Source organism: Acinetobacter sp. CIP 102136, assembly GCF_000369685.1.
In the GTDB taxonomy this organism is placed as follows: domain Bacteria; phylum Pseudomonadota; class Gammaproteobacteria; order Pseudomonadales; family Moraxellaceae; genus Acinetobacter; species Acinetobacter fasciculus.
Genome location: NZ_KB850142.1, coordinates 764,327 through 791,110 on the forward strand (window position 1 = coordinate 764,327; position 26,784 = coordinate 791,110).

Genomic DNA, 26,784 nt, shown 5'->3' on the forward strand with positions numbered 1-26,784 from the left:
AACTGATCTATACCCGAAAAGACAGAATGCTTACATTCTGTCTTTCAGTTTAATAAAACAAAAAACAGGAAAATAGTATGTTGGGTCATCAAATTAAAGTTGTACAAGCTTTGGCCTCTTCAATCGCTGAAGGTGGACGTGGGATGGTGGGTACACCGTTTCCAAATCAGCCTGAAAAAGCCTTGAAGCTCTATGAATACGAGGGTTCACCATTTTGTCGTCGGGTGCGTGAAGTCATGACCTTGCTAAATCTGGATTATGAAGTTTATCCATGTCCACGAGGGGGTACTCATTTCCGTCCTGAGGTGCAGCAATTGGGTGGAAAACTGCAATTTCCTTTTTTAGTTGATGAAAATACCGGTGATCGATTCTATGAGTCTCAGGATATTATCGATCATCTGTTCAAGCATTATGGCAAAACCGGCAAAACTCCCAAGAAATATGCTCACTATCCTAAAATTCCAGTGGCTGCAATTGCGGGAACCGTCCTCAATGGTTTACGCGGCGGAATGGTGAATCCCAAGATTAAGGATCGGCCAACACCTGAACTGTTATTAGAATTATGGGGCTTTGAGGCCAGTCCTTATACCCGAATTGTACGCGCCGTTTTGAGTGAACTGGAAGTGCCGTTTGTTTTTCATAATGTCGCTAAAGAGCGCTGGCAAGATTATGGACCGGCCAAATTGCGTTTAAAACCGGGAAAATATGAACCACTACCAGGCGGTAAGCGTGAACATTTGTTTGAAATGATGGGAAATAATATTCAGCTTCCCTATCTGGTCGATCCAAATACAGATACCAAAATGTTTGAATCGGCTGAGATTGTGAAATATTTAAAACAGCAATACGGTACTGCTTAAAGTAGACAGCTCGTATAACTTCAAAAGATTTTCTATCTTGAACTGCCATCTGCTAAACAGATGGCATTTTTTATGTCTATGATATGGAAAACGGGCGTAAGCGTTTCTCGCTGCTTAAAACTTCAGATAATAAAAAATAAATAAATCATGATTTTTAGTGTGATTTTGTTTATATTTTAATCTTAAAGGGGATATATAAAAATAAATATAAGGGGCGTGCTTATGACAGCATCGGAGGCAGTCTTGCCAGTACCAGTATTAATCGTTGAAGATGAATATGTCATCCAGCGCCGTTTAAAAATCATATTAAGCAATCTAGGTTATAACGAAGACGTTCTGCTATTTGCCAACACGGTTAAAGAAGCATATTCCATAGTTCAGCAACAGCCGATTGCACTGGCCTTGGTGGATCTGGGATTGCCGGATGGAAGTGGAATTTCAATTATTGAAAAAATTCGCGAACAGGACGCACAAGCGTTGATTCTGGTGGTGTCTGCCTGGAGTACTCAGGATAGTCTGTTTAGCGCAATTCAGGCCGGTGCAACCGGTTATGTGCTGAAAGAACGGGATGATGTTGAAGTCGCCTTGGCTATTCGCAGTATTTTGCGTGGCGGTGCGCCGATTGATCCCTTTGTTGCCCGTGAAATTTTAAAACAGATCTCTATTCCTGCCATTTCAGCAACAGTAGAGCACAACAGGTCAACTGCGGATCAAGAAACACTCACACAGCGTGAGCAGGAAATCCTGTCCTTGGTTGCGCAAGGTCTGAGTAATCGTGAAATTGCCGAGCAGCTCTGTGTGTCACGCTATACCGTCGAAAGTCATATCAAGCATATTTACCGCAAACTCTCGGTCAGTAAACGTACTAAGGCGGTCAGTACAGCACGGCATCTGGGAATTCTGTAATGTCATCTGCCTGTTCCAGAAGCAGCAAACGGCAGCGATTGAAATGGATTGCTATTTTAATCCTGTGCAGCTGGCTCTGTCTGTTCTGTAGGATGAGTCAGGCGCAAAGCCATTTTCAGATTAATGATCTTTGTCAGGTGAAGATCGACTATATTCAGAAGGTTCAAGCTCAGAGTCCTACCGAGATGCCGACATCAGGCTGGCAAAGCGTACGTTTGCCGGATAACTGGCAGAACAACTGGAAGAGTTATCATGGGGGTGCCTGGTACAAGATCGTCTGGCGTTGGTCATGCCAAGACAACATCCGCCTTGCAGAACCGGTTGCCTTTTCTATTGATTATATTAATTCGGCAGGTGCCGTATTTCTGAATGGTGACTTGCTTTGGTCTGACCGGAACTTGCAAGAACCCTTGTCGAAAAGCTGGAATATGCCGCGTTACTGGGTTTTCCCGATTAGTGGTTTGCGTAAAGACAGTAATGAAATCCTAATTTATGTAAATGGCTACAGTTTCCAAAGCGCGGGCCTGGGCAACATTCAATTTAATAATGTGCTGGTGAATAGCCAGCAGTATTTGGAAAAAATCTGGGATCGTCGTACTGTATTTCAGATCAATATGATTTTCTCTGCCACGATTGGGCTGATCTGTTTCATTATCTGGTTATTCCGGCGTTCAGAAACCACTTTTGGCTGGCTGGCACTCAGTTCACTGTTGTGGATTCTGTTTATTTCCAATGTTTTGACTACAGAAAATTTTCCATTTCGCTCCACGATTTCGGCAGCTAAAGCCAATATGCTTTTTTTCATTGCCTATATCCATTGTTTTTGTCTGTATTTGATCCGCTTTGTAAAACAGAAATTTAAGCAGTTGGAGCGAGGATTTATTCTGGTCAGCATTCTGTCCAGCCTACTGGTGATGATCAGTCCTTTGGATTATTTGGAGCAGGTACTGGGTGGAGTGTTTATCATCTATGTATTGCTCTTTGTCAGTTGTACTGTGTATATCAGCTATCAGGCCATCAAAACCCGAAATGGAGAATATCTCTTCCTGATGCTGTGTCTCTGGGGAATTCTGCTGTGTGTAGTCATCGACCTGATCATGTTGAACCAAACCAAGATCAATGAATTTTCACCTTTATCTCCCTATACCTCACCAATTATTACCTTGTTTGTCGTGCTGATTATGGGCACACGCCTGAATCGTAATGTCAGGAAAATCGAAAAATTTAATAGCCAGTTAGAGCGTAAAGTCCAGCAGGTCAGTGCTGACCTGAATAAAAGCCTGAGCGATAAACATCAATTGGAGCTGACGAATGTTCGTCTGCAAGAGCGGATTAATCTGTCACATGAACTGCATGACGGGTTGGGAGGGTCTATTGTCCGTTCCATGATTCTGGTGGATCAAAGTAGCGAAACAGTTTCTAAACAGCAGTTTCTTTCCATGCTGAAACTGCTCAGAGATGATCTCAGACAAATCATTGACAGTGGTTCATCTATTGAAAATAAAGTCCCACAAACGCCGGTACTCTGGATCGCACCGGTACGTTATCGTTTTACCCAGCTGATGGAAGAAATGGGGATTGTAGTTGAATGGTCATTTCCAAAAGTCTGGCAGCGTGAACCGACGGCATTACAGTGTTTGACCTTGATCCGAGTAGTCGAAGAAAGTCTGACCAATATCATTAAGCATAGTCAGGCCAGTCAGGTAAAAGTCAGTCTGGAATATTCCCAGCCACATCAGCTTACTTTAAGCATTCAGGATAATGGCATCGGTTTCGATGCTGACATGGTGCAAAAAAATGGTCTGAGTATTGGAATGCGCAGCATGAAAATGCGGGTTGAGCGCATGGGAGGATTGTTCCAGATTGAATCTGAACAAGGAGATACGCTGATTCGTGTTGTATTAGAGCTGTATCAGCCTTAATTAGTTAGAATTCTAGACTCTAAAAATAAAAAAGAGGATCATGTGATCCTCTTAAAATTATTGCCTAAATAGAACCGTGGAAAGATTACTCGTCTTCTGGCGGTGGAACCAGCATCAACACGGCTTCATTTAATAATGCAGCAACATCTTCCAGAATTTCTTCATCAGCGAAGTCTTCACCGAATAACAGCGCTTCACCATCTGCAAGCTGTTTGAGTTTTGCGGTAAATGTCTCAGAGATGCACACACCCTCACCATTTGCCCAGAACAGAACGTCGCCGTCCGTTTCAGTATAAAGCAGGCGTGACGCAGGTTCGAGCATCAGGCTATAGCCCTGATCGAGTGCTTCTTCCAGATCACCTGTACCGATTTCTTCTGCTTCAGGCAGGTTTTCAGGATATTTAGGTTCGGACATCAAGCTCATGATGGCATCTTCGAGAACATTGGAATTATGCAGTTGCTGCATGATGTGTTCTTTCAGATATTCCAGCTCATTGCTGCTCACTTCACCGATAGCACCGACTTGATCACGGATGATATCCAGCAATGGGTTACGCAGCGTTTCATTTTCAGAGAATTTATCCCCGACACGATCCATCATGTCACTGATATTCGGCATGCGGAAACCGAATGAATAAGTCAGGCAGTCATCTTCAGCTACGCCGTAGTGAGCCAGACCGGGCGGTACATAGAGCAAGTCGCCAGGTGCCAGCACTTCATCAAAGTGGACATCAATTTCAGGCAGTAACTTAAGCGGTTGGCCCGGAACGAAAGCGGTTTCAGCATCACACATTTGCCCGAGCTGCCAGCGACGATGACCATGGCCTTGTACCAGAAATACATCATAGAAATCGAAATGTTTGCCCACTGAGCCGCCTTGCGGTGCATAAGACACCATGATGTCATCGCGACGCCATTGTGGAATAAATGGGAATTTTTTCCAAAGTGCCGATAGGTCAAATGAATAGTGATCTACAGCCTGAACCAAAAGCGTCCAGAGCTTGGGCATCTTCTGGAAATCGGCCTTAAGCAAAGGCGAAGATTTTACGCTCCACTGATTCGGATCACGGTCTTTTTGCTTGATGAGACGGGCAGTGACATGTTCTTCAAGCGCAAGCTCCATCACATCATTGGGTTCAAGCAAACTGGCGATTTCAGGCATCGCATTACGCACCAGTAAAGGTTTCTTTTGCCAGTATTCGCTAAGGAATTGTTCAGCGGTCATACCGCCTAATACGTCTAAAGGTTGAGACATAGAGTACAGCCTGAATTTAAAGGGAGAGATTAAGGAACCAAAATTTTTAATTCACGAAGAATATGACAGAGCTTGATCATCGGCATGCCCATCAGCGTAGTCTGATCTTGTCCGATCATTTCTTCAAACAGGCTGATACCGAGGCTTTCGCACTTAAAGCTGCCTGCACATTGCAAGGGTTGTTCAATTTCGATATAGCGCTCGATTTCGGCCTGAGACAGTTTGCGAAACTTGACTTTATAGTGTTCGACCAGACTTTGTTCAAAACCGGTCGATAGCTGCTGCACACTGAGCGCCGTACTGAAATAGACAATCTTGTCCGAGTTGGCTTGCAGCTGGCGAATAGCTTTTTCAGTCGTTAAGGGTTTGCCGATAAAAATATCCGGTGCACCTTCACGCCATGCCACCTGATCTGAGCCGATTACAATCGCTTCTGGATTTTGTTCGGCAATATATCTGGCTTTTTCGAAAGCCAGTCGTTGTGCCAGATCATCTGCGTGATTTTCCCCGCGAGGAGATTCATCAATATCCGGTACCATGGAAACGTAATCAATATGCAGACGATCCATCAGCGCTTTGCGGGTTTGACTGGATGATGCCAAAATAATCTGTACAGAACTCATTAGACAGCATATTCCTCAAGAATATTTAATGGTACATAAGCCAGAACAGCTTTGTGACAGGCTTGCAGCTTGATTGGAGGTGCTTGACCTGCTTCATAGGCTTCGACCCAGCGCGTCACACAGATACACCAGAAATCGCCCGGTTGCAGGCCCGGGAAGTCCAGCTCAGGCAAAGGCGTAATCAGGTCATTACCGACTTTTTGGGAAAAATTCAGAAATTCTGAAGTCATTTGCGCGCAAACCGTGTGCTGGCCCAGATCAGTGGTCGCAGTATGGCAAAAGCCATTGCGGAAATAACCGGTAATCGGATCGAAGCAACAGCTGGACAAAGGCTCACCTAACACGTTCAAACGGTTAAGATTTGGATCAGGATGTATCGACATAGGGACTGAATCTAAAAGAGGCTTTTTTCTATCATAACAAAACTTTGGCATTCATAATGTTTTCTGCAAAAGATGCTAACCTTTTTCTGCATAATCATTTAAAATCGCCTGGTTTTAATATCTATAAAGTGAGCTCTACATGAACTTTCAGCGTATGACTGACCTCGATTTAGCAGGTAAACGTGTTCTGATCCGTGAAGATTTAAACGTTCCTGTTAAAAATGGTGTGATCACCAGCGATGCGCGTCTTCGTGCAGCATTGCCAACGATTAAAGCAGCATTAGAAAAAGGCGCTGCAGTAATGGTGTATTCTCATCTGGGTCGTCCGGTTGAAGGTGAGCCTAAAGTTGAACAGTCACTTGCTCCTGTAGCGGCTTACTTGACTGAAGCTTTGGGTCAAGAAGTGAAACTGTTTACTGACTATTTAGATGGCGTTGATGTTCAGCCAGGTCAGGTCGTTCTGCTTGAAAACTGTCGTTTTAACGTCGGTGAGAAGAAAAATAATCCTGAACTTGCGGCAAAATATGCAGCGCTGTGTGATGTATTTGTAATGGATGCCTTTGGTACAGCGCACCGTGCTGAAGCCTCTACTGAAGGTGTAGCACGTTTAGCGAAAGTTGCAGCAGCAGGTCCTTTATTGGCAGCTGAACTTGATGCGCTTGGCCGTGCACTGAAAACTCCAGAAAAGCCGATGGTGGCAATTGTTGCGGGTTCTAAAGTTTCTACCAAACTTGACGTTTTGACTTCACTTTCTGATATCTGTGATCAATTGATCGTGGGTGGTGGTATTGCTAATACGTTCCTTGCTGCAGCAGGTTATAACGTGGGCAAATCACTGTGTGAAAAAGATCTGATCGATACAGCAAAAGCCATTGCTGCAAAAGTATCAGTTCCGCTTCCTACTGATGTTGTGGTTGCAGATGCCTCTGAAATCAACTTTGAAGATTTCCTGGGTTCATTGGCTGCTGCGAAAGCAACGGTGAAAAACGTTGCAGATGTTGCTGATAACGACATGATTCTAGACGTTGGTCCGGAAACTGCGAAAGCATTTGCAGAAATCCTGAAAACTTCTAAAACCATTCTTTGGAATGGCCCGGTAGGCGTATTTGAAGTAGATCAATTCGGTGAAGGGACTAAAACTTTATCTTTAGCGATTGCTGAATCGGAAGGTTTCTCGATCGCGGGTGGTGGTGACACGCTTGCTGCGATTGATAAATATGAAGTAGCTGACAAGATTGGCTATATCTCGACGGGTGGCGGTGCATTCCTTGAATTCGTTGAAGGCAAAACCCTGCCGGCGGTTGCAGTACTTCTAGAACGTGCTTAATTGCATGTCTTGAGCTAAAAAAGCTGGCCCAGTGCCAGCTTTTTTTTATGTCATTTTTTTGACAGTGAAAATTTACCCTTCATGGCTTCGTCATTAAAATGCAATAAATCTGTCATAAGATGCAGTCATTAAATCACCAAATGACGAGAATACGTGATGAAGAAACAGTTAACTCTAGCAGTATTATTAGCCGCATCTTTAGCCCTCACTGCTTGTGCCAAACAGGAAAGTGCACCAGAAGCTGAAGCAGAAAGCTCGGCAGCAGTGGCAGATCAGGCTGTAACTCCAGAACAGCAAGCCGCCATTGATGCCATTGACCAGCCAGTTTTAGATGAAAAGAATACCGATATTCCAGCTGAAATTGCCAATGCACCAGCAGATGCAGCCACTGCAGATGCGTCAGTTGCAGCGACTTCCGAGCCTGTAGCACCTTAATCCAGTCCATGTGACACAAAATCCCTGCAAAAGCAGGGATTTTTTTTAAATAGTGTTATTTGTTGCTGAATTGCAACCTTTGAACATGTAGAATATGTGGCATTCACTGGGAGGATATTATGGCTCTTATTTCATTGCGCCAGCTCTTGGATCACGCCGGCGAACATGCTTACGGCGTACCAGCATTTAACGTAAACAACTTAGAACAAATGCGTGCAATTATGCTTGCAGCAGATGCAACCAATTCACCTGTAATCGTACAAGCATCTGCGGGTGCGCGTAAATATGCAGGCGCTCCGTTCTTGCGTCACCTTATTCTGGCTGCAATTGAAGAATGGCCACATATTCCAGTGGTAATGCACCAAGATCACGGAACCAGCCCTGACATTTGCCAGCGTTCAATCCAGCTTGGTTTTTCATCAGTCATGATGGACGGCTCGCTTGGTGAAGATGGCAAAACCCCAACTTCATACGAATATAACGTTGATGTAACTCGCCGTACAGTTCAAATGGCACATGCGTGTGGCGTATCTGTTGAAGGTGAAATCGGTTGTTTGGGTAGCCTTGAAACAGGTATGGCGGGTGAAGAAGATGGCGTAGGCGCAGAAGGCGTACTGGATCATTCTCAACTCCTGACTTCAGTTGAAGAAGCGCGTAGCTTCGTTGCTGATACCAATGTTGATGCGCTTGCAATTGCAGTAGGTACTTCACACGGTGCGTACAAGTTCACGCGCCCACCTACAGGTGATATTCTGGCGATTGACCGCATTAAAGAAATTCACGCAGCACTTCCAAACACGCATCTTGTCATGCACGGTTCAAGCTCTGTGCCACAAGAATGGTTGGCAGTGATTAACCAGTATGGCGGCGATATCAAGGAAACTTATGGTGTTCCTGTTGAGCAGCTGGTTGAAGCGATCAAACACGGCGTGCGCAAGATCAACATCGATACTGACTTGCGTTTAGCATCTACCGGTGCAATGCGTCGTATGATGGCAGAAAAACCAAGCGAATTCGATCCACGTAAATTCTTCAGCGCAACTGTAGAAGCAATGAAGCAAATCTGTATCGATCGTTATGAAGCTTTTGGTACTGCAGGTAATGCAGACAAGATTCGCCCAATTTCTTTAGAGAAAATGGTGTCACACTATAAATAATTCCCAGTGAATCATTTATAAAAAAAGCCCACTGCAAATGTGGGCTTTTTTGTAGACCTATAAAGACCAAGAATAAGAGCAGCATATGGAACTGATTTTCGCAGCAGCGCTATGTAGCGTTGCGGTCTCAATATTATTAAAAGTCGCCAAAAATAAGGGACTGAGTCCGATACACATGATTAGCTGGAACTATATGACAGCCAGTCTCTTGTGTTTTTTCTGGTTCCAGCCTGATATTCAGCATATTTCAATGTCTCAGACGCCTTGGCTGCTTATTCTGGCTCTGGGTATTTTGCTTCCGAGCGTATTCCTGTTTCTGGCCAAGGCTTTGCAAACGGCTGGAATTTTAAAAACCGAAATTGCCCAGCGACTCTCGGTAGTTTTGTCACTGGCTGCAGCCTATTTCATTTTTCAGGAACAGTTTAATCAGCTGAAAATACTCGGGATCGCTTTAGGCATTGGTGCAGTGCTGTGCATCCTGTTTTCACATCGACAAAGTACAGGACAGGGCAGTCAGGGAATGTTGTATCTAGGCTTGGTCTGGGTCGGTTATGCGCTGATAGATGTATTGTTGAAATATACAACCAGTCTGGGTCTGCAATTCGCCGTGGCGCTGAATCTGATGTTTGTTTGCGCCCTGATCATTTCGATGGGCTATCTGTTATTCAAATATAACAGCTTGGGTTCGATGCAGAATATCGGCGCTGGTCTGTTATTGGGTGTCCTGAATTTTGCCAATATTGCTTTCTATGTCAAAGCCCATATGATGCTCAAGGATTCACCTGCGATCGTCTTCGCCGGCATGAATATTCTGGTGGTGGTGTTTGGTGTCATTGCAGGTCTGGTATTCTTTAAAGAGCGGCTCAAACCTGCAAGTACTGTAGGATTGCTGCTAGGCTTGGCTAGTGTGATTTGCCTAGCTTATGCAATGTCTGTTTGACATAAGAAGATGCAAATTCAATAGGATGTCGGAGCAGGTCACCTGCTTCGGCCAGTCCAAGTAGTAAACCGGCCTGTTGGCAGTCTGGACAGTGCGGATAACGATGCTGTTGATCTTTATAGTGCTGGAGATAAATTTTATCGCAATGATGGCATTCAAATTTCAGGGATTTGGATGTAAGGAGCGACATAGATGACCTCTATTGTTATTCTATTAGATGTAAATTAAATAAAGCAAAAAATAGGCCCAAATTGACATGGAAAGGGGCGCTTTACCCCTTTTATATGATCACAGATACGTTATAAAGTAGTTTGAGACTTTTTTAAATCCGTCAATGCGTAAGTCCTAGATAATAATGAATATAACCTGCACGGGTATTTTTCTGACCTTCTTTTGCGGATTCATCTTTAAAACGGCCACTGAGATCATCGCGGTTCAATAAGTTTTCCAGATGTAGCTCATTAATATCAGCTTTGGTGCAGAATAAAATGGTATGGGATGAATCCAGAACTTTGGGTGCATTGTAGGCATAAGTACCGACCAAGGCTTTGGCAATGCGCTGTTTGGCGGCATCATGATCGGCAATAAAAAAATGCCAAGGCTGAATATTGATCGAAGAGGGTGCCAGACGCAAAATTTCTAATAAGCGCTCGAACTGTTCTGCCGGGATTTTCTTGCTGGGATCATAGGCTTTAGTGGTATAGCGGGTCTGTGTGATCTTGAGTAAATCCATCAATGGACTCCAATCTTTTTAAATAAACAGCGAGTAGAAGTTTTAAATAGACCTCTTGCGAAAGTATCGTTTTACCTAATTTTTGAATTGGCTAAAACCTTATAAAATGTAGCTTTGGGCTGTTTAAATTTTGACTAACGCAAGAAGTCTAATATATACATTTTTCACATCCTCCGATTATTACAATAAAAAAGCATCAGGCAAAGCCTGTTCTGAAATGATCTTGAGTTGGATTCAAGCAAAACTTAGAGTTAAATCAGATTAAAACCCAGTTTTTGTCTATTGGCACTTTTAAGCGAGAAGCGTTTAATAAGAGACATCGCCGGCAACATGAAAATAGGTTAGCGGATGCAAGTCACCAATTATTTTAAACACAAACTGAAAACCCAGCAGCAAATCGGCTTATGGATTGGACTGGCGGATGCCTATGGCACCGAGATTGCGGCAAATGCAGGCTATGACTGGCTGCTGATTGATGGTGAGCATGCGCCCAGTGATTTGAGAACGACTTTGTCGCAACTGCAAAGTATTGCTGCTTATCCCTCGCAAGCAGTGGTACGACCGCCCATTGGTAGCGTGCAACTGATCAAGCAACTCTGGATATCGGTGCACAAACGCTGTTGATTCCAATGGTAGAAACCGTGGAACAGGCCGAACTCATGGTCAAGGCAGTCCGTTATCCGCCTGAAGGGATTCGTGGTGTTGGTGCTGCACTGGCACGTGCCACCAGCTGGAACAGCATTCCGAATTATTATCAGACTGCACATGAAGAAATCTGTCTATTAATCCAGATTGAATCGGTCACAGGACTGGAAAATCTGGATGCTATTCTTCAGATCGACGGGATTGATGGGGTATTTATTGGTGCCGTCGATCTGTCTGCCACTATGGGTTATCAAGGTGATCCGAATCATCCTGAAGTACAAAAAGCTGTAATTGATGCAATTCAGCGGATTCGTTCTGCAGGCAAAGCTGCAGGAATTCTGTCAACCCAGCATGAAGTGACGCAAAAATATATCGAACTTGGCACTGAGTTTGTCGCAGTCGGCGTAGATACCAGTGTTTTGATGAACTCCTTGCGTGATCTATTGGGGAAATATAAAACGGATATCAATGTGAATAATCCGGCAGGTGGTTATTAATCAACAAGAGATTCTGAATGAATAGCTGGCTTAGGTTTTTGGTTTATTTTTAACCAGAAATTGTTTGGGATGAGCTATTCATTCAGCTATAAGAAAATCATAATGAAGCTTCAAGAAGCAGAACAATTTTTATAAGAACAGCAGAACATATTAGAGAATATTAGAAAATAAACGTTAGCAAATAGCTAGACGAGCGCAACAAGCTTTTTTATGATTCACGTACTAGACTTCCTTTATAAATCATTTTTCAACCAATTTAATTGTTTATCTTTCACCCAATCTAAATTGTATATGCCAGCAAGTAAATTAAACCGCAGGTTTAATCTTTTACGACGATTTCTATATACACAAGATAAAATCTTAAAACATTTCATCCTTCCAAATACATGCTCTACTTGAATTCGTCTACGACCAATCTCTCTATTTAACTTTTTTAATTCAGAATCTAGTTTTTCAGTTTTCTTTGCTTTAGATGGCATGAGGCATCCAAAACCCAATTTCTTTATCCCTAAATAACCCTTATCAACGATAAAAAAGGGCTTAAATTTTAATTTCCTCATGCTTTTTTTAAATATTTTAAAATCATGCATGCTTCCATGACTTCCACATACACTCAGTATTTCACCTGTTGTATAGTGCATAGATAGCTGAAATTTAAAGGTATGTCGCTTTTTTTTACCGCTATACCATTTCTTCTGTTTTTTTTGGACGTTGAACTAATATTTCAGTGGCATCAATCACAACAACTTCCCAATCCACTTCATCTCGATTAGGAAGTTGTTTTGGCAAGTTGAATTTTCCAGAACGGATTAAGGTATCTTCAATAACACGTGTGATACGAATTGCACTCGTTTCAGATACACCGTAACTTATACCAAGATGGAAAAATGTTCGATATTCTCTCCAATATTCTATACATAAGAGCAAACGATCTTCTAACGGTAATTTATGCGGTCGTCCTTTACCAATATGACGAGGTAACTGCTTATTTAGCTCGGCCAACATCAGGTTAAATGTAGCCCAACTAACACTGGTAAGCCTACGAAACTTAACGTCTGATAATTTTTGAATATCTTTGAATTTCATCCAAGGATTATCCATTGAATTAAATAATTTTGCTGATTAATTTAAGATCAAATAAATTGTACATTTTTTGATTTATGACGGAAGTCTACTGTTTACAGTTTTAAATGCTATTTTTTTTATCCTGAATTATCAAAAGACAGGAGAATAGAACTTTCTGTAGCTCAGTCTTAGTTTCATGTCTCTAATATTGATTTTCAAGTATTTAAAGACAGGTTTTGTTTATCAACACAAATGAAATAACGTTAAAATGAATTTTAGATAATAAAAATCAAAAGCCTAATAATTAACAAAGCATGAAAAAAACTCTTAAGAATCCCATCCTCTCGTCATTACAATGTAATTTTGCTTTTAGTGGATAAATAGCTTACAGTGGTTGCACTTCAAGCAAGTACTGTTCTTGCTTCTATTATTATTTTAAGCTGATTGTGATGTACTTTTTAGTTCAAGTATTTGAACTCAAATAAGATCTACTAACCATAGAACTATTATGTAAACTAGGTTGTTATTAATCTCTCTCCATATAGTCACAAAAAGCTCATATCGTGTGAGTAAATATTTTGATCAAAATCAATGAATGGCATATTGCCACGGCCACTGATGGCAATGAAATTAACGTGAAACTGGTTCCATTAAAGCGCAAGCAAAATACAATGGACGGTTTTATCTGGGTTGAAGTCGGTAAAATGATTCAATTGCCAACGGGTGAGGAATTTCAGTTCAATCTCGATGGTAAAAGTTTCTATACTGGGGTAAACCAGCTTTATCGTCTGTGTTAAGCAGATCAATATCGTAAAAAGTGGCTGATTAATATCGCCACTTTTTTAGTTTCAGGGGATCAAAATTTTGATCTTCCTGAATTTCCAGAATCTCTGCACTGTCTTCTTTCCAGTCGCCCAGCACAATTCTTCTCTTCTGAGCTAACTGATGAATAGCTGCGCGATGTGTATGACCATGGATCAGCACATCTACGTCCTGTAATGCCAGCTCAACTGCATGCAGGTTGACATCCATCACTTCATAGCTTTTAAACTGTTGTGCCTCATGGCTTTGCTGACGAAAGCGGTTGGCTAGTCTGGTTCGAAATGAAAGTGGGGTTTTTCTTAAGAAGCCCAGTAGCCAGGGATGGCGAATAATCTTCTTAAAACGCTGATAGGACACATCGTCGGTACATAGTGCATCGCCATGTTCCAGGCGAAAACGTGTTCCGGCAATAATAAGCTGATCGATTTCAGGAAGAAGCTGCCCGCCAAATCGAGCTAAAAATTTGCTTCCCAAGACAAAATCCCGGTTGCCGGCCTGAAAATAGATTTTATTCCCAGCCTGAGTAAACTGTCTTAATGCAGTGACAATCTCGTCCAGCCATGGAGAGGTATAGTCATCACCGATCCAGGCATTGAACCAGTCGCCCAAAATATACAGTTGGGTATTTTGATCTTGATATTCAGTTAATAAATCTAAAAACCCCCGAACGAGTCGAGGGTGATCAGGTGACAAATGTAAATCTGAGATAAACAGATAGGTCACGAATCTTTTCCTTTTATTCCTCTCTAGATCCCTCATTCATATGAGGGATTTTCCATTACACCGTTTTAAAGCATCGCTTTAAAACTCATAAAGAACGGAGAGGACGTTTTTTATTCAGAAATGATTTTTGCAGATTCGATGACTACGTTTTCTAGAGGAACGTCAGCGTGGTAGCCACGGTTGCCAGTACGTACATTTTTGATTTCGTTCACAACGTCCATACCTTCAACTACTTTACCAAATACGGCATAACCCCAACCTTGAGCAGTTTTGCCAGAGTGGTTAAGGAATGAATTGTTTTTCACGTTAATGAAGAATTGAGCAGAAGCAGAATGCGGTGCTTGAGTACGCGCCATTGCAATCGTACCTTCGTCATTGGTCAAGCCGTTGTCTGCTTCGTTTTCGATTGCATCACGTGTTGCTTTTTCTTTGAAGTTTTCATCCATGCCGCCGCCTTGGATCATGAAACCATCAATAACACGGTGGAAAATTACGCCGTCATAAAAACCGTCACGTACGTATTCTAAAAAGTTAGCTACGGTTTTAGGTGCTTTTTCAGCATTGAGTTCTAGAACAATACGACCTTTATTGGTGTTTAATTCGACTTGAGGAAAACTCATTGTGTAATCTCCTGATCATGGACGAGTGCCATGGTTTTTTCTGAATGAGTGAAGCATAAGCAAACTACATTCGACAAGGCAAGTAAAAACATTATTTTCTTTGTTAAAAGCATAAAAATAATACCTTATTTATACGTTGATTTATCAAGGCATTTCAAATGCTGCCAGACAGGGCGTTATATTCCAGACAGGCGCGAATTGAATCATTTTCTGATTCCGTAAAGCGTTGATATTTTAGTTTTGGGCAGCTTACTGTATTTTCAATTTTTAAAATGAGTGAATTGAAATCAAATACCGTAGTTAGCGGTTGAGAGATTAAGCACCTATAGTTAAACTAAGGAACTTTGATAATGAATATACGTACAACTTGTACGATGAAATATTCGTTAATCCCTTTTTAACTTTAGAAGTGAATGATTGATCATGAAGCCAAATGATGTTGTGATATCTCTGCCCGAGAACCCGACCCAGAAGAACAATGCAGTCGATTCAGTGCAGCAGCAAGAACAACAACCAGGCTTGGACTTTGTACGTCAGGTCATTACCGATGATTTAGCCGCTGGTCGTACTCAACAGGTGGTGACGCGTTTTCCGCCTGAGCCGAATGGCTATTTACATATTGGCCATGTGAAAGCAATTTGCTTGAACTTCGGTATTGCTGAAGAATTTAAAGGTGTGTGTAACCTGCGTTTTGACGATACCAACCCGGATGCCGAAGAGCAGGAATATGTGGATGGTATTGCCAATGATGTGAAATGGCTGGGTTTCCAATGGGAAGGCGAGCCGCGTTATGCATCAAGCTATTTCGATCAACTTTATACCTGGGCAGTTCAGCTGATTGAGCAGGGCGATGCCTATGTGGATTTGCAAAGCCCTGAAGAGATCCGTTTGAACCGCGGTAATTTCATTGAGCCAGGCAAAAACTCGCCACAACGCGATGCAACGGTTGCAGAAAACCTGGAGCGTTTTGAGAAAATGCGCAGCGGTGAATATGCAGAAGGTCAGGCTGTATTACGTGCCAAGATTGATATGACTTCACCGAACGTGCATATGCGTGATCCGATTCTGTATCGTATCCTGCATTCTGAACACCATCAGACTGGCGATAAATGGAAAATTTATCCAATGTATGACTATGCGCATCCATTGTCTGATGCGATTGAAGGCATTACGCATTCACTGTGTACCCTGGAATTTCAGGATCACCGTCCATTTTATGATTGGGTAGTGGCAAAAGTTAAATCACCATCAGTGCCACGTCAGTACGAATCGAGCCGTTTAAATGTGGACTATACCATCACCTCAAAACGAAAATTGCGTAAGCTGGTTGAAGGTGGTCATGTAAATGGTTGGGATGATCCACGTATGCCAACCGTAGTCGGTATGCGTCGTCGTGGTTTCACACCTGAAGGTCTACGTGATTTCTGTCAACGTGTTGGTGTATCGAAGGTTGATGGCAGTATCGTCGATGTGGCCATGCTGGAATACTGTATTCGCCAGTCTCTGGAAAATACCGCCGCTCGTGGTATGGCGGTGTTAAATCCATTAAAAGTGACGTTAACCAACTTGCCAGCCGATATGGACCTGACCCATTCACGTCATCCGAATGTCGATATGGGCGAGCGCGTTATTCCATTGACGACTGAGCTGTATATTGACCGTAAAGACTTTGAAGAAGAACCACCAAAAGGCTTTAAACGTCTGATTCCAGGCGGTGAAGTCCGTTTACGTCATGCCTATGTCATCAAATGTGACGAAGTCATTAAAGATGAAAATGGTGAAGTGGTTGAACTGAAATGTTCGATTGATCCTGGAACTTTAGGTAAAAATCCTGAAGGTCGTAAGGTCAAAGGTGTGATTCACTGGGTATCTGCGACTAAAGGCGTTCCTGCGGAAGTGCGTATTTACGACCGTCTGTTTACTGAGTCTGATCCTGAAGTGGGTGATGACTTCTTGGCAAACCTGAACCCTGAATCATTGAAGGTGGTTCAAGCCGTAATTGAGCCTGCTTTGGCGCAAGCACAACCGGAAGATCGTTTCCAGTTTGAGCGTGAAGGCTATTTTGTGGCTGATCAATATGATCATTCCAGCGAAAAACCGGTATTCAACCGTATTCTGGATCTTAAGGACAGCTTTAAACTAGGTAAATAAGCTGGTTTAAGTCAGAATGTAAAAAGCCCAACTCTGGTTGGGCTTTTTCAATACAGCAGGGAAAATTGCATGATTGTGCGTGATAAGAATAATAGTTTGGGGTTACTGTTTGCCTGGCAGGGAACGATTCTGCCCAAGGTGCTGCCCGCATTAATCTTGGTGGTTTTTATTTCCGCTTTGCTGGTGTATTTGAGTCAGGCGCATTTCGTCAGCCTTCCTGCTGTCCCGGCAATTGGCTTTACCATCTTTGGTGTCATTCTCTCGATTTTTTTAAGTTTTAGAAATACAGCCTGCTATGATCGCTGGTGGGAAGGGCGCAAGCTTTGGGGTGCGTTGATTGCAACCACGCGTCATTTATGCCGTGACAGCCATGTGCTAGATGAGCAAACCCGTGAAATCTTATTGTATCGCATGATGCTGTTTACTTATCTATTGCGGGACCGGCTGAGACAGCAAACGCCTAGCATTCAGGCTTATCAAGCCACTGCCAGGTTTGAACCCAAGTCATTTGAGAAATTGCCCATGCAAATCAATCCATCACAATGGGTGCTGGAACAGATGCAAAAAGAGCTGGTACAGCAATATAAACAGGGCAAGATCAGCGACATTATTTATAACAACCTGAATCAGCACACTGTGGCTTTGGGAGATATTCAGGCCGGTTGCGACCGGATTTTGTCAACGCCATTACCATTTTCTTATTCGGTATTGTTACATCGTGCAGTTTATTCTTTTTGCTTTATCTTGCCTTTCAGTTTGCAGGCGAATTTGGGCCTTTGGACGCCGATCCTGGTCGGATTAATTGCCTATATGCTACTCGGACTAGATGAGCTCAGTGCAGAGCTAGAAGAACCCTTTGGCCTGCAGGACAACGATCTGCCGCTAGATTCAATTGTACGACTGGTAGAGCGGGAAACCCTAAGCTCTTTAGGCAAAGCACTACCTGAGGCGATTCAAGCCAGAAAAGGCTATTTAACCTGATTCCTTATCTGCATCATCAAAATGTAAATGCGAACTTAATTTCTTGCTCACAAAAAATCATCGGCAGGCTGAGCTTTAAATTAACGATGTTTAAGATTGGTCAGGTCTGACACCTTGGTTTTAGCCTGATCTTGCAATTCACGGTATTGTTGCAAACGTAAATTGGCTTTATCTCTGAGTTTCTTCTTGATGTATAGCACCAATGCGAAACTGGTCGTGGTCAGGGTCAGGAACATGCTGTTCATAAAACTCATCATCGAGCTGATATAACCAATCGTGGTCAGACGATTCATCATGTAAATCACTTGCGGGCTGCTTTCCACACCGGTAATCGCCCAGGTACACAAATGTTCGCAATTATTAATAATCAGATGATAGTTGTTTTCATGCATTCTAGAACGCATGCGACGTACGACTTTACGACCTTTATATTTGGCCGAGTCATAATGCTGCATATGAATCGGTTTGCCATGACTGAATTTTTCAATCGAGGTGATTTCAATGGGGCGTTTCTTGAATAAATGCGCAAAGCCGGAATAATGAATGACACGACCACGTCCGGCATAAATCCCATGATGGGTATAACCGAAATGTTTGACCATAAGATGTGCGCCTATGGGAAACCGTTTAGTCTGTTGCATATCAGAATTAAGCCATTTAAAAAGCATTGTCGTTTAATAGGAAGTGTACTGTGTTTTGCTAAATTAATCGATGCTTTGCCTGAGTTTCAGACCAGAATTGAAGCGTTATTAAGCCAAGTTTAAAGGGATTAAAAGAAAGCACTAGTTAAGAAATATACTTCTGACAAAGGTTTTAAATAGCCTAAGCAAGCCTTAACATCTCTTCAAAATCACAAGTAGGGGAGCAAATGAGTTGTTCAGCGTTTTTTGCCTGATTGTGGAGGTTTTAAAGTTGGAGTAAATGAACTATGGTGAAATAGAGAAGACCAAACCCTTTAACTAAACTTTCAAGCATAAAAAAAGCACCTGACTACGCAAGTGCTTTCTTTATACGGCTGTAACCTTGGCCGATTATTGCAATGGCAAGTGCTGAAGTTCATTCAGTTCTTTGCGGCTATAGCCTCGAGATACCAGAACCTTTTTAATTCCGATGATGATTTCTTCATCAGTGGCTTTAGAAAGTGCTTCAAGAAGCTGTTCATTTGTCTTGCAAGAGCAATCATTTTCAACACAAGCAATTTGATTCTTGTGTTCATTGTGTTGTTCATTAGAAAACAACTTTTGCCAAAAACTCATAGAGCCTTCATACAACAACCTAACATAGAGTGAAATATAGCCAATTAAATAAATAAAGCAATAGGACCTATGTGATAAAAGCAGCAGTCAGGCTAGAAAATTTCCGATTGAAGCCCGAAGGTCTAACGATATTTCTTGCTGTACAAGTCAATATTTATTATTAAACATATGATTTTAAATATAAAAAATGGAGCTTTAAAAAGCTCCATTATTGTAACAATATAATAAATTGAAACAAACTCTTTATACTTTTTCCAATAAGACACCCGTCTCAACATGGTGCGTATACGGGAACTGGTCAAACATGGCGAACTTGCTGATTCTATGCGTTTGAGACAACTGTTTCAGATTGTCATATAAGGTATCTGGATTACAAGAAATGTAAATAATACGCTGGAAACGCTGTAACAGTTTCAGCGTTTCATCATCAATACCAGCACGCGGTGGATCGACAAATACCGTATCAAAATCATAAGTCGAAATGTCAATTTGTGCTTCCTGCAAACGACGGAAAACACGTTCGCCATTATAGGCTTGAGTGAATTCTTCGGCAGACAGACGCGCAACCTGAATATTTTCAATCTGGTTCTGCTCAATATTCCACTCAGCTGCATAAACTGAAGATTTGGCTAATTCAGTGGCCAAAACACGGCGGAATTTGGTCGAAAGCGGCAGGGTAAAGTTCCCATTGCCACAGTAGAGTTCCAGCAAATCTTTATCTGATTGTTCCGCTGCATCACATGCCCATTCCAGCATTTTTTGACAAACTTGTGCATTCGGCTGAGTGAAGCTGCTTTCGATCTGCTTGTATTTATAGCGACGATCAAAGACCGATAGCTCTTCCACCACATATTCATCAGTCAGGACGAATTTCTGGCCACGGCTTCGGCCAATCAGTTTAATATTCAGTTTTTCCGCCAGTGCTTTTGCTGCAGGTTCCCAGCTTTCATCCAGCTTGCGGTGATAAATCAGGGATACCAGAACCTGACCACTTAACGTCGCCAGAAAATGGACTTCAAATAAACGATGACCCAGATTGGCATCTGCCTTGAATGCTGCCAGTAGTTGCGGCATCAAGTCATTAATACTGCGGTCTGCAATTGGAAACTCATCAATACGAATCACTTTTTTATTGTTGTTTTCGTCACGTTCGAACATGGCATAAAACAGATCATCTTCAGTATGCCAGATCCGGAATTCAGCACGCATGCGGAAATATTTTTCAGGAGACTGGAATACTTCTAAAGCAGGTGGTTGATATTCGGCAAACTGAGCGCTGATGCGTTCAATTTTGGCTTCAAGTTGTTGCTGATAAGATGAAGTCATATGCAGTAAGAAATCGCAAATATTTTAAAGCGCAAATGGTAGCAAAAAATTGCCGATCTGCCTAAGCCTATTGTAGTCAAGCCGCTTTAAAAGCTGCATAAAAAAGACCAAACCTTCTGAGGAGAGAGGTTTGGCCATAAAGAGGAAAGATTTAAGCTAAAAATGCTGAGATGATTGGACTGATTTAGAGATTATCCATCGTCATCAAGCTGGCATTGCCGCCTGCCGCCGCCGTATTGATACTGATCGCGCGTTCAATCACAAATCGCTCGACCGGAATATCATAGTTGCCCGAACTTAAATGGGTGATACCAATAATTGCACCTTTTCGGCCTGCAATGCGTTTTTGCAAATCAATCAGTTCAGAAGAATCACCATGATGCATGACGGCATCAAACGCGCCTGTTTCAATATCCCGGACCACTTTAAATTGCTTGCTGATCGCGGCTGGCATGGTTGGTAAATATTTCAGAATAAAAGTATTGTCAGCTAGGAATGCAGGACGACTGCCGACCGATAAAATTGCCAGAATTTGCTGAATCTGGTCTTGCTCCGTGTGTGCCAAAGATAGAAGACTTTCTCGTGGCAAGATTAGGTACTGATTTTCCTCACCGGTTGGACCTTGCAGGCTAAAGCTTTGACCAGTCGCAATTTGCATAGGTGCTTTTAAAGATAAAGTTGGGAAAGTTTTAGCTACCCAGACTTTAAACTCCTGAACAAGTTTATTTTCAACAAGTGCTGGACCCGCTTGAACTGCATAAGCCTGCGCCAGTTTTTTCTCGGATACTTGATGCATTAAACGGTAGATATACAACGGGCCACCTGCTTTCGGGCCGGTGCCAGACAGACCTTCGCCACCAAAGGGCTGGACGCCCACGACCGCACCAACGATATTGCGGTTGATATACAGGTTGCCGACTTCCGCTCGTGCAATCACGGTTTGCATGGTTTCATCAATACGCGTGTGCAAGCCCATGGTCAGGCCATAACCCTTGCTGTTGATCTGATCTAACAACTGTTCCAGTTCGCCATATTTATAGCTGATCAGATGCAGTACCGGGCCAAACACTTCACGTTCCAGATCATCCAGATTTGGCAGTTCAATCAGGGTTGGTGCAATGAATGTTCCTGGAGTTAATTCAGTCTGGTCCTGATTAAACATCAACTGATGAACTGTATGACCTTTGCTGCGCATCTGCTCAATATGCTTTTGGATATTTTGCTGGGCTTCTGCATCAATCACTGGACCAATATCGGTTTTCAGCAAGACCGGATTGCCAACGCGCAACTGTTGCATGGCACCTTTGAGCATGTTGCGAACAGCCTCCAGATTATCCTCTTGCACACAGAGGACACGCAGGGCAGAACAACGTTGACCGGCACTGTCATAGGCAGAGCTCACCACATCCAGCACCACCTGTTCAGTCAGGGCGGATGAATCCACAATCATGGCATTCTGACCACCGGTTTCAGCAATCAGGTTGACGCTTTCTCCAAACTGGTTTATTCGTTCTGCGACGGTTTTTTGCAGAATTTGTGCGACCTCGGTGGAACCGGTAAACATGATGCCTTGAATACGCGAATCTGCACTGAGCTGTGCACCAATAGTTTCACCACGGCCCGGCAACAGCTGTAATACATCCTGCGGAATGCCGGCTTCCCATAAAATCTGCACGGCTTGTGCTGCAATCAGCGGTGTTTGTTCAGCCGGTTTGGCAATCACAGTATTGCCAGCGACCAGCGCTGCTGCAATCTGACCGGTAAAAATCGCCAGCGGGAAGTTCCATGGACTGATACATAGCACGGTGCCTAAAGGCTGGATCTGTACATTGTCACTGAGATCCAAAACTTGAGCTGAATAATAACGCATGAAATCTACCGCTTCACGCACTTCGGCAATGGCATTGGCATAGGTTTTACCTGCTTCGCGAGAAAGAAGAACCATGAGCGGTAGCAGGCGCTGTTCCATCAGTTCTGCGGCTCTATTCAGGCAGGCAGCACGCTCATTTTTTGACAGATTGGCCCAGAAACTTTGTGCATTAACTGCTTGGGTGAGTGCAATTTCGGCCTGTTCAGAAGTTGCTTCATAGACCGTACCGATCACATCCTGATGGTGTGCTGGATTAATGATTTGCACTACGTTGCTTGTATCGATAACTGTAAACGCCGTTCCCATAGCAGCTGCCTGAAATTGCGTATTTGCCAGACTGGAGGCGACTTCATTTAAAACACGGAGTTCAGCATCATTGGCCAAATCGAGTCCTGAAGAGTTAATGCGTGCATCGGCATAAAGATCTTGCGGATATGGAATATGAGGATGCTTGGCTCCCAATACGTTTTCCTGTTTTGATGCCTTTAAAATCGTTTGTTGAGGATTTTCAATCAAATCCTCAATGTTTAAAGTCTTGTCGGCAATACGATTGACGAAGGAGGTATTAGCACCATTTTCCAGTAAACGGCGCACCAGATAAGCCAGCAAAGTTTCATGATTACCGACTGGCGCATAGATCCGGCAGGGTATACCCAGTTTATTTTTCGATGGATCGCCCACAACATTTTCATACAGCGGTTCGCCCATGCCATGCAGACATTGAAACTCATATTGACCGGCATAGTATTGCTCAGGTTGCGCCAGTTGATAGATCGTCGCTACCGTTTGTGCATTGTGAGTGGCAAATTGCGGATAGATATAGTCCGGTTCAGCCAAAAGCTTACGTGCACAGGCGATATAAGACAGATCGGTATGTACTTTACGGGTAAATACCGGATAATCCGACATTCCATCAATCTGGGCTTTTTTGATTTCGCTATCCCAATACGCGCCTTTGACCAGACGAATCATCAGGCGTTTCTGACTGCGCTTCGCCAGATCAATGATGTAATCCACCACATAGAAGCAGCGTTTTTGATAGGCCTGAATCACAAAGCCAATGCCTTTCCAGTCCTGCAGTTGCGGTTCAAAACACAGGCGTTCTAACAGTTCCAATGAAATCTCAAGGCGATCGCTTTCTTCAGCATCGATATTTAAACCAATATTGTACTGCTTGGCCAAGACTGCGAGTTTAAGTACTTTTGCATAGAGCTCATCATGCACGCGATCCATTTGGGAACGCTGATAACGTGGGTGCAGCGCAGAGAGCTTGATAGAAATTCCAGGCCCGTCATAAACATCTTTATCCTGTGATGCTTGACCAATAGCATGAATGGCTTGCTGATAATCCTGATAATAACGTTCAGCATCCGGATCGGTCAGTGCCGCTTCACCCAGCATGTCATAGGAATAGCGAAAGCCTTTTTCTTCCAGCGGCTCCGCATTTTTCAGGGCTTCATCAATGGTTTCACCCGTAACAAACTGCTCGCCCATCATGCGCATGGCAACATCGACGGCCTTACGGATAATCCCGCGACCACTGCGTGCCAAAAGACCGGTCAATAAGCTAGACAGGCTTTTTTGCTGTGGGGTTTCCATCAGCTTGCCGGTCAGCATCAGTCCCCAGGCTGCTGCATTCACAAACATCAATTGGCTCTGGCCCAAATGTTCTTTCCAGTTACCTTGATTGATTTTGTCACGGATCAGCAAGTCACGTGTGGCTTTGTCCGGAATCCGCAGCAAGGCTTCTGCCAGACACATCAGGGCAATGCCTTCCTGAGAAGATAAAGAAAATTCCTGCAATAAGCCTTGGACAATACCGGCTTTCCCAGTGGAACTTTTGCGTTCACGTAAGGAATGTGCGAGATCAAAGGCAAGCGCCTGAATCTTGTCACTCATCTCGGAAGAAATTTCACTATGGGCCAATAACTCTTCGACGCATTCAGTTTCTGCACGACGCCATGCCGTATTAATACGTTCTTCGTATTGGTTTTTGTGTTTAAATTCAGCAATATAATTTGAGTGCTGGGCTGAATCTAAAATTGAATCTGGGCGGAGAGTGGTTGGCATAGTGAATTCCTGTACTGCGTCAATCAGTTCTTTGAGGTGAATGAGTTTTAATCTATAATCACAGAATATTTGACGAATATCTCACTATAGTTTTCGCTTTTTTTAGAGAATAATTCTAATGCCAAGTCCTTATTTGAACCTTGACCGTATAGATATTCGTATACTGGGTTTATTGCAATCCGATGCCAAGCTATCCAATATCAAACTGGCTGAACTGGTCAATTTGTCGCCTACAGCAGCCTTGGCGCGTGTACAAAAGCTGACCCGGGAAGGTTTTATTGTGGGCTATGAAGCGCGCCTCAATCCAGTCATGTTGAATAATGGTTTTGTGGTCTTTGTTGAAATTTTATTGGATAAAACCACGCCGAATGTTTTAGATGAATTTTCCCATGCTGTGCGGCAGATTCCTGAAATTATCGAGTGTCATATGATCAGTGGCGGGTTTGATTTCGTGGTAAAAATCCGCTGTGCCAATATGGATGAGTTCCGGAAAATCTCTGGTCAGATCTTGTGGCAATTGCCCGGAATTAAAGAAACGCGCAGTTATCCGGTGATGGAAGTGATTAAAGAAAGTCAGCAGATCCATCTGAAAATGCCGGGAAAAGCCAAGTAATTTTCAAGAACTTCATTTGTGAATCTAAGAAACATAAAAGGGACGATTAAGTCCCTTTTATGTGCAAGAAAAAAGGTGATTATTTTTTCATTTCTGCCATTTCTTTTTGATACTCGGCTTTAGCCATTTCAAAGCGTTTGACCACATCAGCACTCGGTGCTTTATCCAGCAGGCTGACGATGATAATGCTGAGGGTGGCCAGAATAAAGCCTGGAATGATCTCATACAGACCGGTATCACCCATATAATTTTTCCAGACAATTACAGTCATGGCACCAACCACCATACCCACAATTGCGCCGTTGAGGGTCATTCGTTTCCAGAATAGCGACAAGATAATCAGTGGGCCAAATGCAGCACCAAAGCCGGCCCAGGCATAAGCCACCAGACCCAAAACCTTACTGTTCGGATTAATTGCCAGTGAAATGGCAATCAGGGCAATCACCACGACCATGCCGCGACCGACCCAGATCAGTTCTTTTTGTGAAGCATTTTTACGCAGGAAACTCTTATATAAATCTTCGGTCAGGGTGGTTGAGCAGACCAGAAGCTGACAGCTCAAGGTGCTCATAATTGCCGCCAAGATAGCAGCCAGAATGATTCCGGCAATCCATGGATTAAACAGGATTTTGGTCAACTCCATAAATACAGTTTCAGGGTTTTGATTCACCACCAAAGCCAATGCGGGATTGACACTGAAGTAGGCAATACCGATATAACCGGCAGCCACTGCACCGCCTAGGCATAGAATCATCCAGGTCATGCCAATACGGCGTGCAGCAGGAATGGTTTTGACCGAATCTGCTGCCATAAAACGCACCAGAATATGCGGCTGACCAAAATAACCCAAGCCCCAAGCCAGACTGGAAATAATCGCAACGGTGCTTAAACCTTCAAGCATGCTTGAAGCATGTGGGCGAGCCGATTCAAGGATGACACTCACTTGCTGGCTGTTGTCGCCCAGAGCCAAGAAGGTAATGATCGGAGTCAGCAATAAGGCAAAAATCATTAAACCGGCTTGGAATGTATCTGTCCAGCTGATCGCCAAAAAGCCACCAATACAAACATAAAGAATCGTCGCCATAGCACCAATCACAAGCGCTGTGGTGTAATCCCAGCCAAACAGGCTTTCAAACAGTCGTGCACCTGCGACCATACCTGAGGCACAATAAATTGCAAAGAACACCAGAATCACCAAGGCAGACAAGACCCGTAAAATACGTTTACGATCGGAAAAACGGCTGGTGAAATAATCCGGCAAGGTCAGGGCATTGTTCTGATATTCGGTATGGGCACGCAGTCGACCTGCCACCAGTAACCAGTTCAGCCACGCGCCGATAATCAAACCGATCGCAATCCAGGCTTCTGACAGGCCAGACAGGTAAATGGCTCCCGGAAGACCCATCAACAGCCAGCCACTCATATCCGATGCGCCCGCCGAAAGTGCAGTAACGACACTGCCCAGACTCCGTCCACCTAGAATATATTCGTCAAAATTGGAGGTGGCACGATAAGCATATAAACCGATTGCAATCATGGCGATAATATAAAACATGAAAGTAATCAGGGTGGGGTTTAAAAGAAGTCATGGGCAGGTCATCCTG

The 26,784-nt window shown here is 43.3% G+C and carries 23 protein-coding genes and 3 pseudogenes; 12 read left to right on the forward strand and 14 right to left on the reverse strand.

The window, feature by feature from the left end; translation table 11 throughout:
- The first annotated feature begins 77 nt into the window (after positions 1-77).
- The 3 genes from F893_RS09195 to F893_RS09205 all read left to right on the forward strand — a co-directional run bounded on the left by F893_RS09195 (position 78) and on the right by F893_RS09205 (position 3,688).
- Complete coding sequence (locus F893_RS09195) at positions 78-860, forward strand: glutathione S-transferase N-terminal domain-containing protein (RefSeq protein ID WP_005251597.1); 783 nt, start codon at positions 78-80, stop codon at positions 858-860.
- 222 nt (positions 861-1,082) lie between these two features.
- Complete coding sequence (locus F893_RS09200) at positions 1,083-1,766, forward strand: response regulator (protein WP_005251598.1); 684 nt, start codon at positions 1,083-1,085, stop codon at positions 1,764-1,766.
- On the forward strand, positions 1,766-3,688 hold the full coding sequence (locus F893_RS09205) for an ATP-binding protein (RefSeq protein WP_005251599.1): 1,923 nt from the start codon (positions 1,766-1,768) through the stop codon (positions 3,686-3,688). The genes F893_RS09200 and F893_RS09205 overlap by 1 nt, the downstream gene beginning before the upstream one ends.
- Positions 3,689-3,773: 85 nt before the next feature.
- Here F893_RS09205 and F893_RS09210 read toward each other — a convergent pair whose 3' ends face one another.
- Genes F893_RS09210 through F893_RS09220 form a run of 3 tightly spaced genes read right to left on the reverse strand, consistent with a single transcriptional unit; the run spans position 3,774 to position 5,949 of the window.
- On the reverse strand, positions 3,774-4,943 hold the full coding sequence (locus F893_RS09210; protein WP_005251600.1) for a ribosomal protein uL16 3-hydroxylase: 1,170 nt from the start codon (positions 4,941-4,943) through the stop codon (positions 3,774-3,776).
- Between the two features lie 29 nt (positions 4,944-4,972).
- Positions 4,973-5,566 (reverse strand): Maf family protein, encoded by a 594-nt coding sequence (locus F893_RS09215; protein ID WP_005251601.1) that lies wholly within the window; start codon positions 5,564-5,566, stop codon positions 4,973-4,975.
- Positions 5,566-5,949 (reverse strand): DUF2237 family protein, encoded by a 384-nt coding sequence (locus tag F893_RS09220; protein WP_004279857.1) that lies wholly within the window; start codon positions 5,947-5,949, stop codon positions 5,566-5,568. Before F893_RS09220 ends, F893_RS09215 begins: the two co-directional genes overlap by 1 nt.
- Positions 5,950-6,088: 139 nt before the next feature.
- Here F893_RS09220 and F893_RS09225 point away from each other — a divergent pair, with 139 nt between their 5' ends.
- The 4 genes from F893_RS09225 (at position 6,089) to F893_RS09240 (ending at position 9,808) form a co-directional block, all read left to right on the forward strand.
- Complete coding sequence (locus tag F893_RS09225; protein ID WP_005251611.1) at positions 6,089-7,276, forward strand: phosphoglycerate kinase; 1,188 nt, start codon at positions 6,089-6,091, stop codon at positions 7,274-7,276.
- Positions 7,277-7,432: 156 nt separating this feature from the next.
- Positions 7,433-7,711: a hypothetical protein gene (locus F893_RS09230; RefSeq protein ID WP_005251613.1), complete on the forward strand. Its 279-nt coding sequence runs from the start codon at positions 7,433-7,435 to the stop codon at positions 7,709-7,711.
- Between the two features lie 119 nt (positions 7,712-7,830).
- Positions 7,831-8,868, forward strand: a complete 1,038-nt coding sequence (fba, locus tag F893_RS09235; protein ID WP_005251615.1) for a class II fructose-bisphosphate aldolase — start codon at positions 7,831-7,833, stop codon at positions 8,866-8,868.
- Positions 8,869-8,953: 85 nt separating this feature from the next.
- The gene (locus F893_RS09240; protein WP_005251616.1) at positions 8,954-9,808 is read left to right on the forward strand and encodes a DMT family transporter; all 855 of its coding nucleotides are present in this window, start codon (positions 8,954-8,956) and stop codon (positions 9,806-9,808) included.
- Here the strand turns inward: F893_RS09240 and F893_RS09245 are convergent.
- Both F893_RS09245 and F893_RS09250 read right to left on the reverse strand, forming a co-directional pair.
- Positions 9,771-9,998 (reverse strand): hypothetical protein, encoded by a 228-nt coding sequence (locus tag F893_RS09245; protein ID WP_005171148.1) that lies wholly within the window; start codon positions 9,996-9,998, stop codon positions 9,771-9,773. The two genes, F893_RS09240 and F893_RS09245, sit on opposite strands and share 38 nt — an antisense overlap.
- A 159-nt stretch (positions 9,999-10,157) precedes the next feature.
- Positions 10,158-10,541, reverse strand: a pseudogene (locus tag F893_RS09250) (nitroreductase family protein); the annotation flags it as partial.
- Between the two features lie 348 nt (positions 10,542-10,889).
- Between F893_RS09250 and hpaI the strand changes: the two are divergent.
- A pseudogene (gene hpaI / locus F893_RS17875) lies at positions 10,890-11,683 on the forward strand (4-hydroxy-2-oxoheptanedioate aldolase).
- 233 nt (positions 11,684-11,916) lie between these two features.
- Here the strand turns inward: hpaI and F893_RS17475 are convergent.
- Positions 11,917-12,327: pseudogene (locus tag F893_RS17475) on the reverse strand (transposase family protein); the annotation flags it as partial.
- Between the two features lie 37 nt (positions 12,328-12,364).
- On the reverse strand, positions 12,365-12,769 hold the full coding sequence (locus F893_RS09270; RefSeq protein WP_005251620.1) for a transposase family protein: 405 nt from the start codon (positions 12,767-12,769) through the stop codon (positions 12,365-12,367).
- A gap of 557 nt (positions 12,770-13,326) precedes the next feature.
- Here F893_RS09270 and F893_RS09275 point away from each other — a divergent pair.
- Positions 13,327-13,545 (forward strand): hypothetical protein, encoded by a 219-nt coding sequence (locus F893_RS09275; RefSeq protein WP_005251621.1) that lies wholly within the window; start codon positions 13,327-13,329, stop codon positions 13,543-13,545.
- Positions 13,546-13,573: 28 nt separating this feature from the next.
- On the opposite strand, the gene F893_RS09280 is transcribed toward F893_RS09275, so the two are convergent.
- Both F893_RS09280 and F893_RS09285 read right to left on the reverse strand, forming a co-directional pair.
- On the reverse strand, positions 13,574-14,293 hold the full coding sequence (locus tag F893_RS09280) for a UDP-2,3-diacylglucosamine diphosphatase (protein ID WP_005251623.1): 720 nt from the start codon (positions 14,291-14,293) through the stop codon (positions 13,574-13,576).
- Between the two features lie 110 nt (positions 14,294-14,403).
- On the reverse strand, positions 14,404-14,913 hold the full coding sequence (locus F893_RS09285) for a peptidylprolyl isomerase (RefSeq protein ID WP_004279844.1): 510 nt from the start codon (positions 14,911-14,913) through the stop codon (positions 14,404-14,406).
- Positions 14,914-15,336: 423 nt separating this feature from the next.
- On the opposite strand from F893_RS09285, the gene F893_RS09290 reads away from it, so the two are divergent.
- Both F893_RS09290 and F893_RS09295 read left to right on the forward strand, forming a co-directional pair.
- A complete protein-coding gene (locus F893_RS09290) occupies positions 15,337-17,064 on the forward strand; it encodes a glutamine--tRNA ligase/YqeY domain fusion protein (protein ID WP_005251625.1) in 1,728 nt (575 codons plus the stop codon).
- A gap of 69 nt (positions 17,065-17,133) precedes the next feature.
- The gene (locus F893_RS09295; RefSeq protein ID WP_005251626.1) at positions 17,134-18,045 is read left to right on the forward strand and encodes a bestrophin family protein; all 912 of its coding nucleotides are present in this window, start codon (positions 17,134-17,136) and stop codon (positions 18,043-18,045) included.
- 80 nt (positions 18,046-18,125) lie between these two features.
- Here F893_RS09295 and F893_RS09300 read toward each other — a convergent pair whose 3' ends face one another.
- From F893_RS09300 to putA, 4 genes are all read right to left on the reverse strand, one after another.
- On the reverse strand, positions 18,126-18,686 hold the full coding sequence (locus F893_RS09300) for a lecithin retinol acyltransferase family protein (protein WP_034436396.1): 561 nt from the start codon (positions 18,684-18,686) through the stop codon (positions 18,126-18,128).
- Positions 18,687-19,076: 390 nt separating this feature from the next.
- On the reverse strand, positions 19,077-19,301 hold the full coding sequence (locus F893_RS09305) for a hypothetical protein (protein WP_034436106.1): 225 nt from the start codon (positions 19,299-19,301) through the stop codon (positions 19,077-19,079).
- Positions 19,302-19,544: 243 nt separating this feature from the next.
- The gene (trmA, locus tag F893_RS09310) at positions 19,545-20,627 is read right to left on the reverse strand and encodes a tRNA (uridine(54)-C5)-methyltransferase TrmA (protein WP_005246572.1); all 1,083 of its coding nucleotides are present in this window, start codon (positions 20,625-20,627) and stop codon (positions 19,545-19,547) included.
- Positions 20,628-20,811: 184 nt separating this feature from the next.
- Positions 20,812-24,567, reverse strand: coding sequence for a trifunctional transcriptional regulator/proline dehydrogenase/L-glutamate gamma-semialdehyde dehydrogenase (gene putA, locus F893_RS09315; protein WP_005251628.1), 3,756 nt, complete (start codon positions 24,565-24,567; stop codon positions 20,812-20,814).
- A 118-nt stretch (positions 24,568-24,685) separates the two neighbouring features.
- Here putA and F893_RS09320 point away from each other — a divergent pair, with 118 nt between their 5' ends.
- The gene (locus F893_RS09320; RefSeq protein ID WP_004279833.1) at positions 24,686-25,180 is read left to right on the forward strand and encodes an Lrp/AsnC ligand binding domain-containing protein; all 495 of its coding nucleotides are present in this window, start codon (positions 24,686-24,688) and stop codon (positions 25,178-25,180) included.
- A gap of 79 nt (positions 25,181-25,259) precedes the next feature.
- Here F893_RS09320 and putP read toward each other — a convergent pair whose 3' ends face one another.
- A complete protein-coding gene (gene putP, locus F893_RS09325) occupies positions 25,260-26,747 on the reverse strand; it encodes a sodium/proline symporter PutP (RefSeq protein ID WP_265596606.1) in 1,488 nt (495 codons plus the stop codon).
- Positions 26,748-26,784: the final 37 nt, after the last annotated feature.

Bases quoted from the DNA above. Each gene is read 5' to 3' on its own strand.
- F893_RS09225 (WP_005251611.1), top strand. From the start codon at position 6,089: ATGAACTTTCAGCGTATGACTGACCTCGATTTAGCAGGTAAACGTGTT.
- F893_RS09205 (WP_005251599.1), top strand. From the start codon at position 1,766: ATGTCATCTGCCTGTTCCAGAAGCAGCAAACGGCAGCGATTGAAATGG.
- putA (WP_005251628.1), bottom strand. From the start codon at position 24,567: ATGCCAACCACTCTCCGCCCAGATTCAATTTTAGATTCAGCCCAGCAC.
- F893_RS09270 (WP_005251620.1), bottom strand. From the start codon at position 12,769: ATGAAATTCAAAGATATTCAAAAATTATCAGACGTTAAGTTTCGTAGG.
- F893_RS09320 (WP_004279833.1), top strand. From the start codon at position 24,686: ATGCCAAGTCCTTATTTGAACCTTGACCGTATAGATATTCGTATACTG.
- F893_RS09230 (WP_005251613.1), top strand. From the start codon at position 7,433: ATGAAGAAACAGTTAACTCTAGCAGTATTATTAGCCGCATCTTTAGCC.
- trmA (WP_005246572.1), bottom strand. From the start codon at position 20,627: ATGACTTCATCTTATCAGCAACAACTTGAAGCCAAAATTGAACGCATC.
- F893_RS09245 (WP_005171148.1), bottom strand. From the start codon at position 9,998: ATGTCGCTCCTTACATCCAAATCCCTGAAATTTGAATGCCATCATTGC.
- F893_RS09290 (WP_005251625.1), top strand. From the start codon at position 15,337: ATGAAGCCAAATGATGTTGTGATATCTCTGCCCGAGAACCCGACCCAG.
- F893_RS09195 (WP_005251597.1), top strand. From the start codon at position 78: ATGTTGGGTCATCAAATTAAAGTTGTACAAGCTTTGGCCTCTTCAATC.
- F893_RS09285 (WP_004279844.1), bottom strand. From the start codon at position 14,913: ATGAGTTTTCCTCAAGTCGAATTAAACACCAATAAAGGTCGTATTGTT.
- F893_RS09220 (WP_004279857.1), bottom strand. From the start codon at position 5,949: ATGTCGATACATCCTGATCCAAATCTTAACCGTTTGAACGTGTTAGGT.
- fba (WP_005251615.1), top strand. From the start codon at position 7,831: ATGGCTCTTATTTCATTGCGCCAGCTCTTGGATCACGCCGGCGAACAT.
- F893_RS09295 (WP_005251626.1), top strand. From the start codon at position 17,134: ATGATTGTGCGTGATAAGAATAATAGTTTGGGGTTACTGTTTGCCTGG.
- F893_RS09210 (WP_005251600.1), bottom strand. From the start codon at position 4,943: ATGTCTCAACCTTTAGACGTATTAGGCGGTATGACCGCTGAACAATTC.
- F893_RS09240 (WP_005251616.1), top strand. From the start codon at position 8,954: ATGGAACTGATTTTCGCAGCAGCGCTATGTAGCGTTGCGGTCTCAATA.
- F893_RS09200 (WP_005251598.1), top strand. From the start codon at position 1,083: ATGACAGCATCGGAGGCAGTCTTGCCAGTACCAGTATTAATCGTTGAA.
- F893_RS09215 (WP_005251601.1), bottom strand. From the start codon at position 5,566: ATGAGTTCTGTACAGATTATTTTGGCATCATCCAGTCAAACCCGCAAA.
- F893_RS09305 (WP_034436106.1), bottom strand. From the start codon at position 19,301: ATGAGTTTTTGGCAAAAGTTGTTTTCTAATGAACAACACAATGAACAC.
- F893_RS09300 (WP_034436396.1), bottom strand. From the start codon at position 18,686: ATGCAACAGACTAAACGGTTTCCCATAGGCGCACATCTTATGGTCAAA.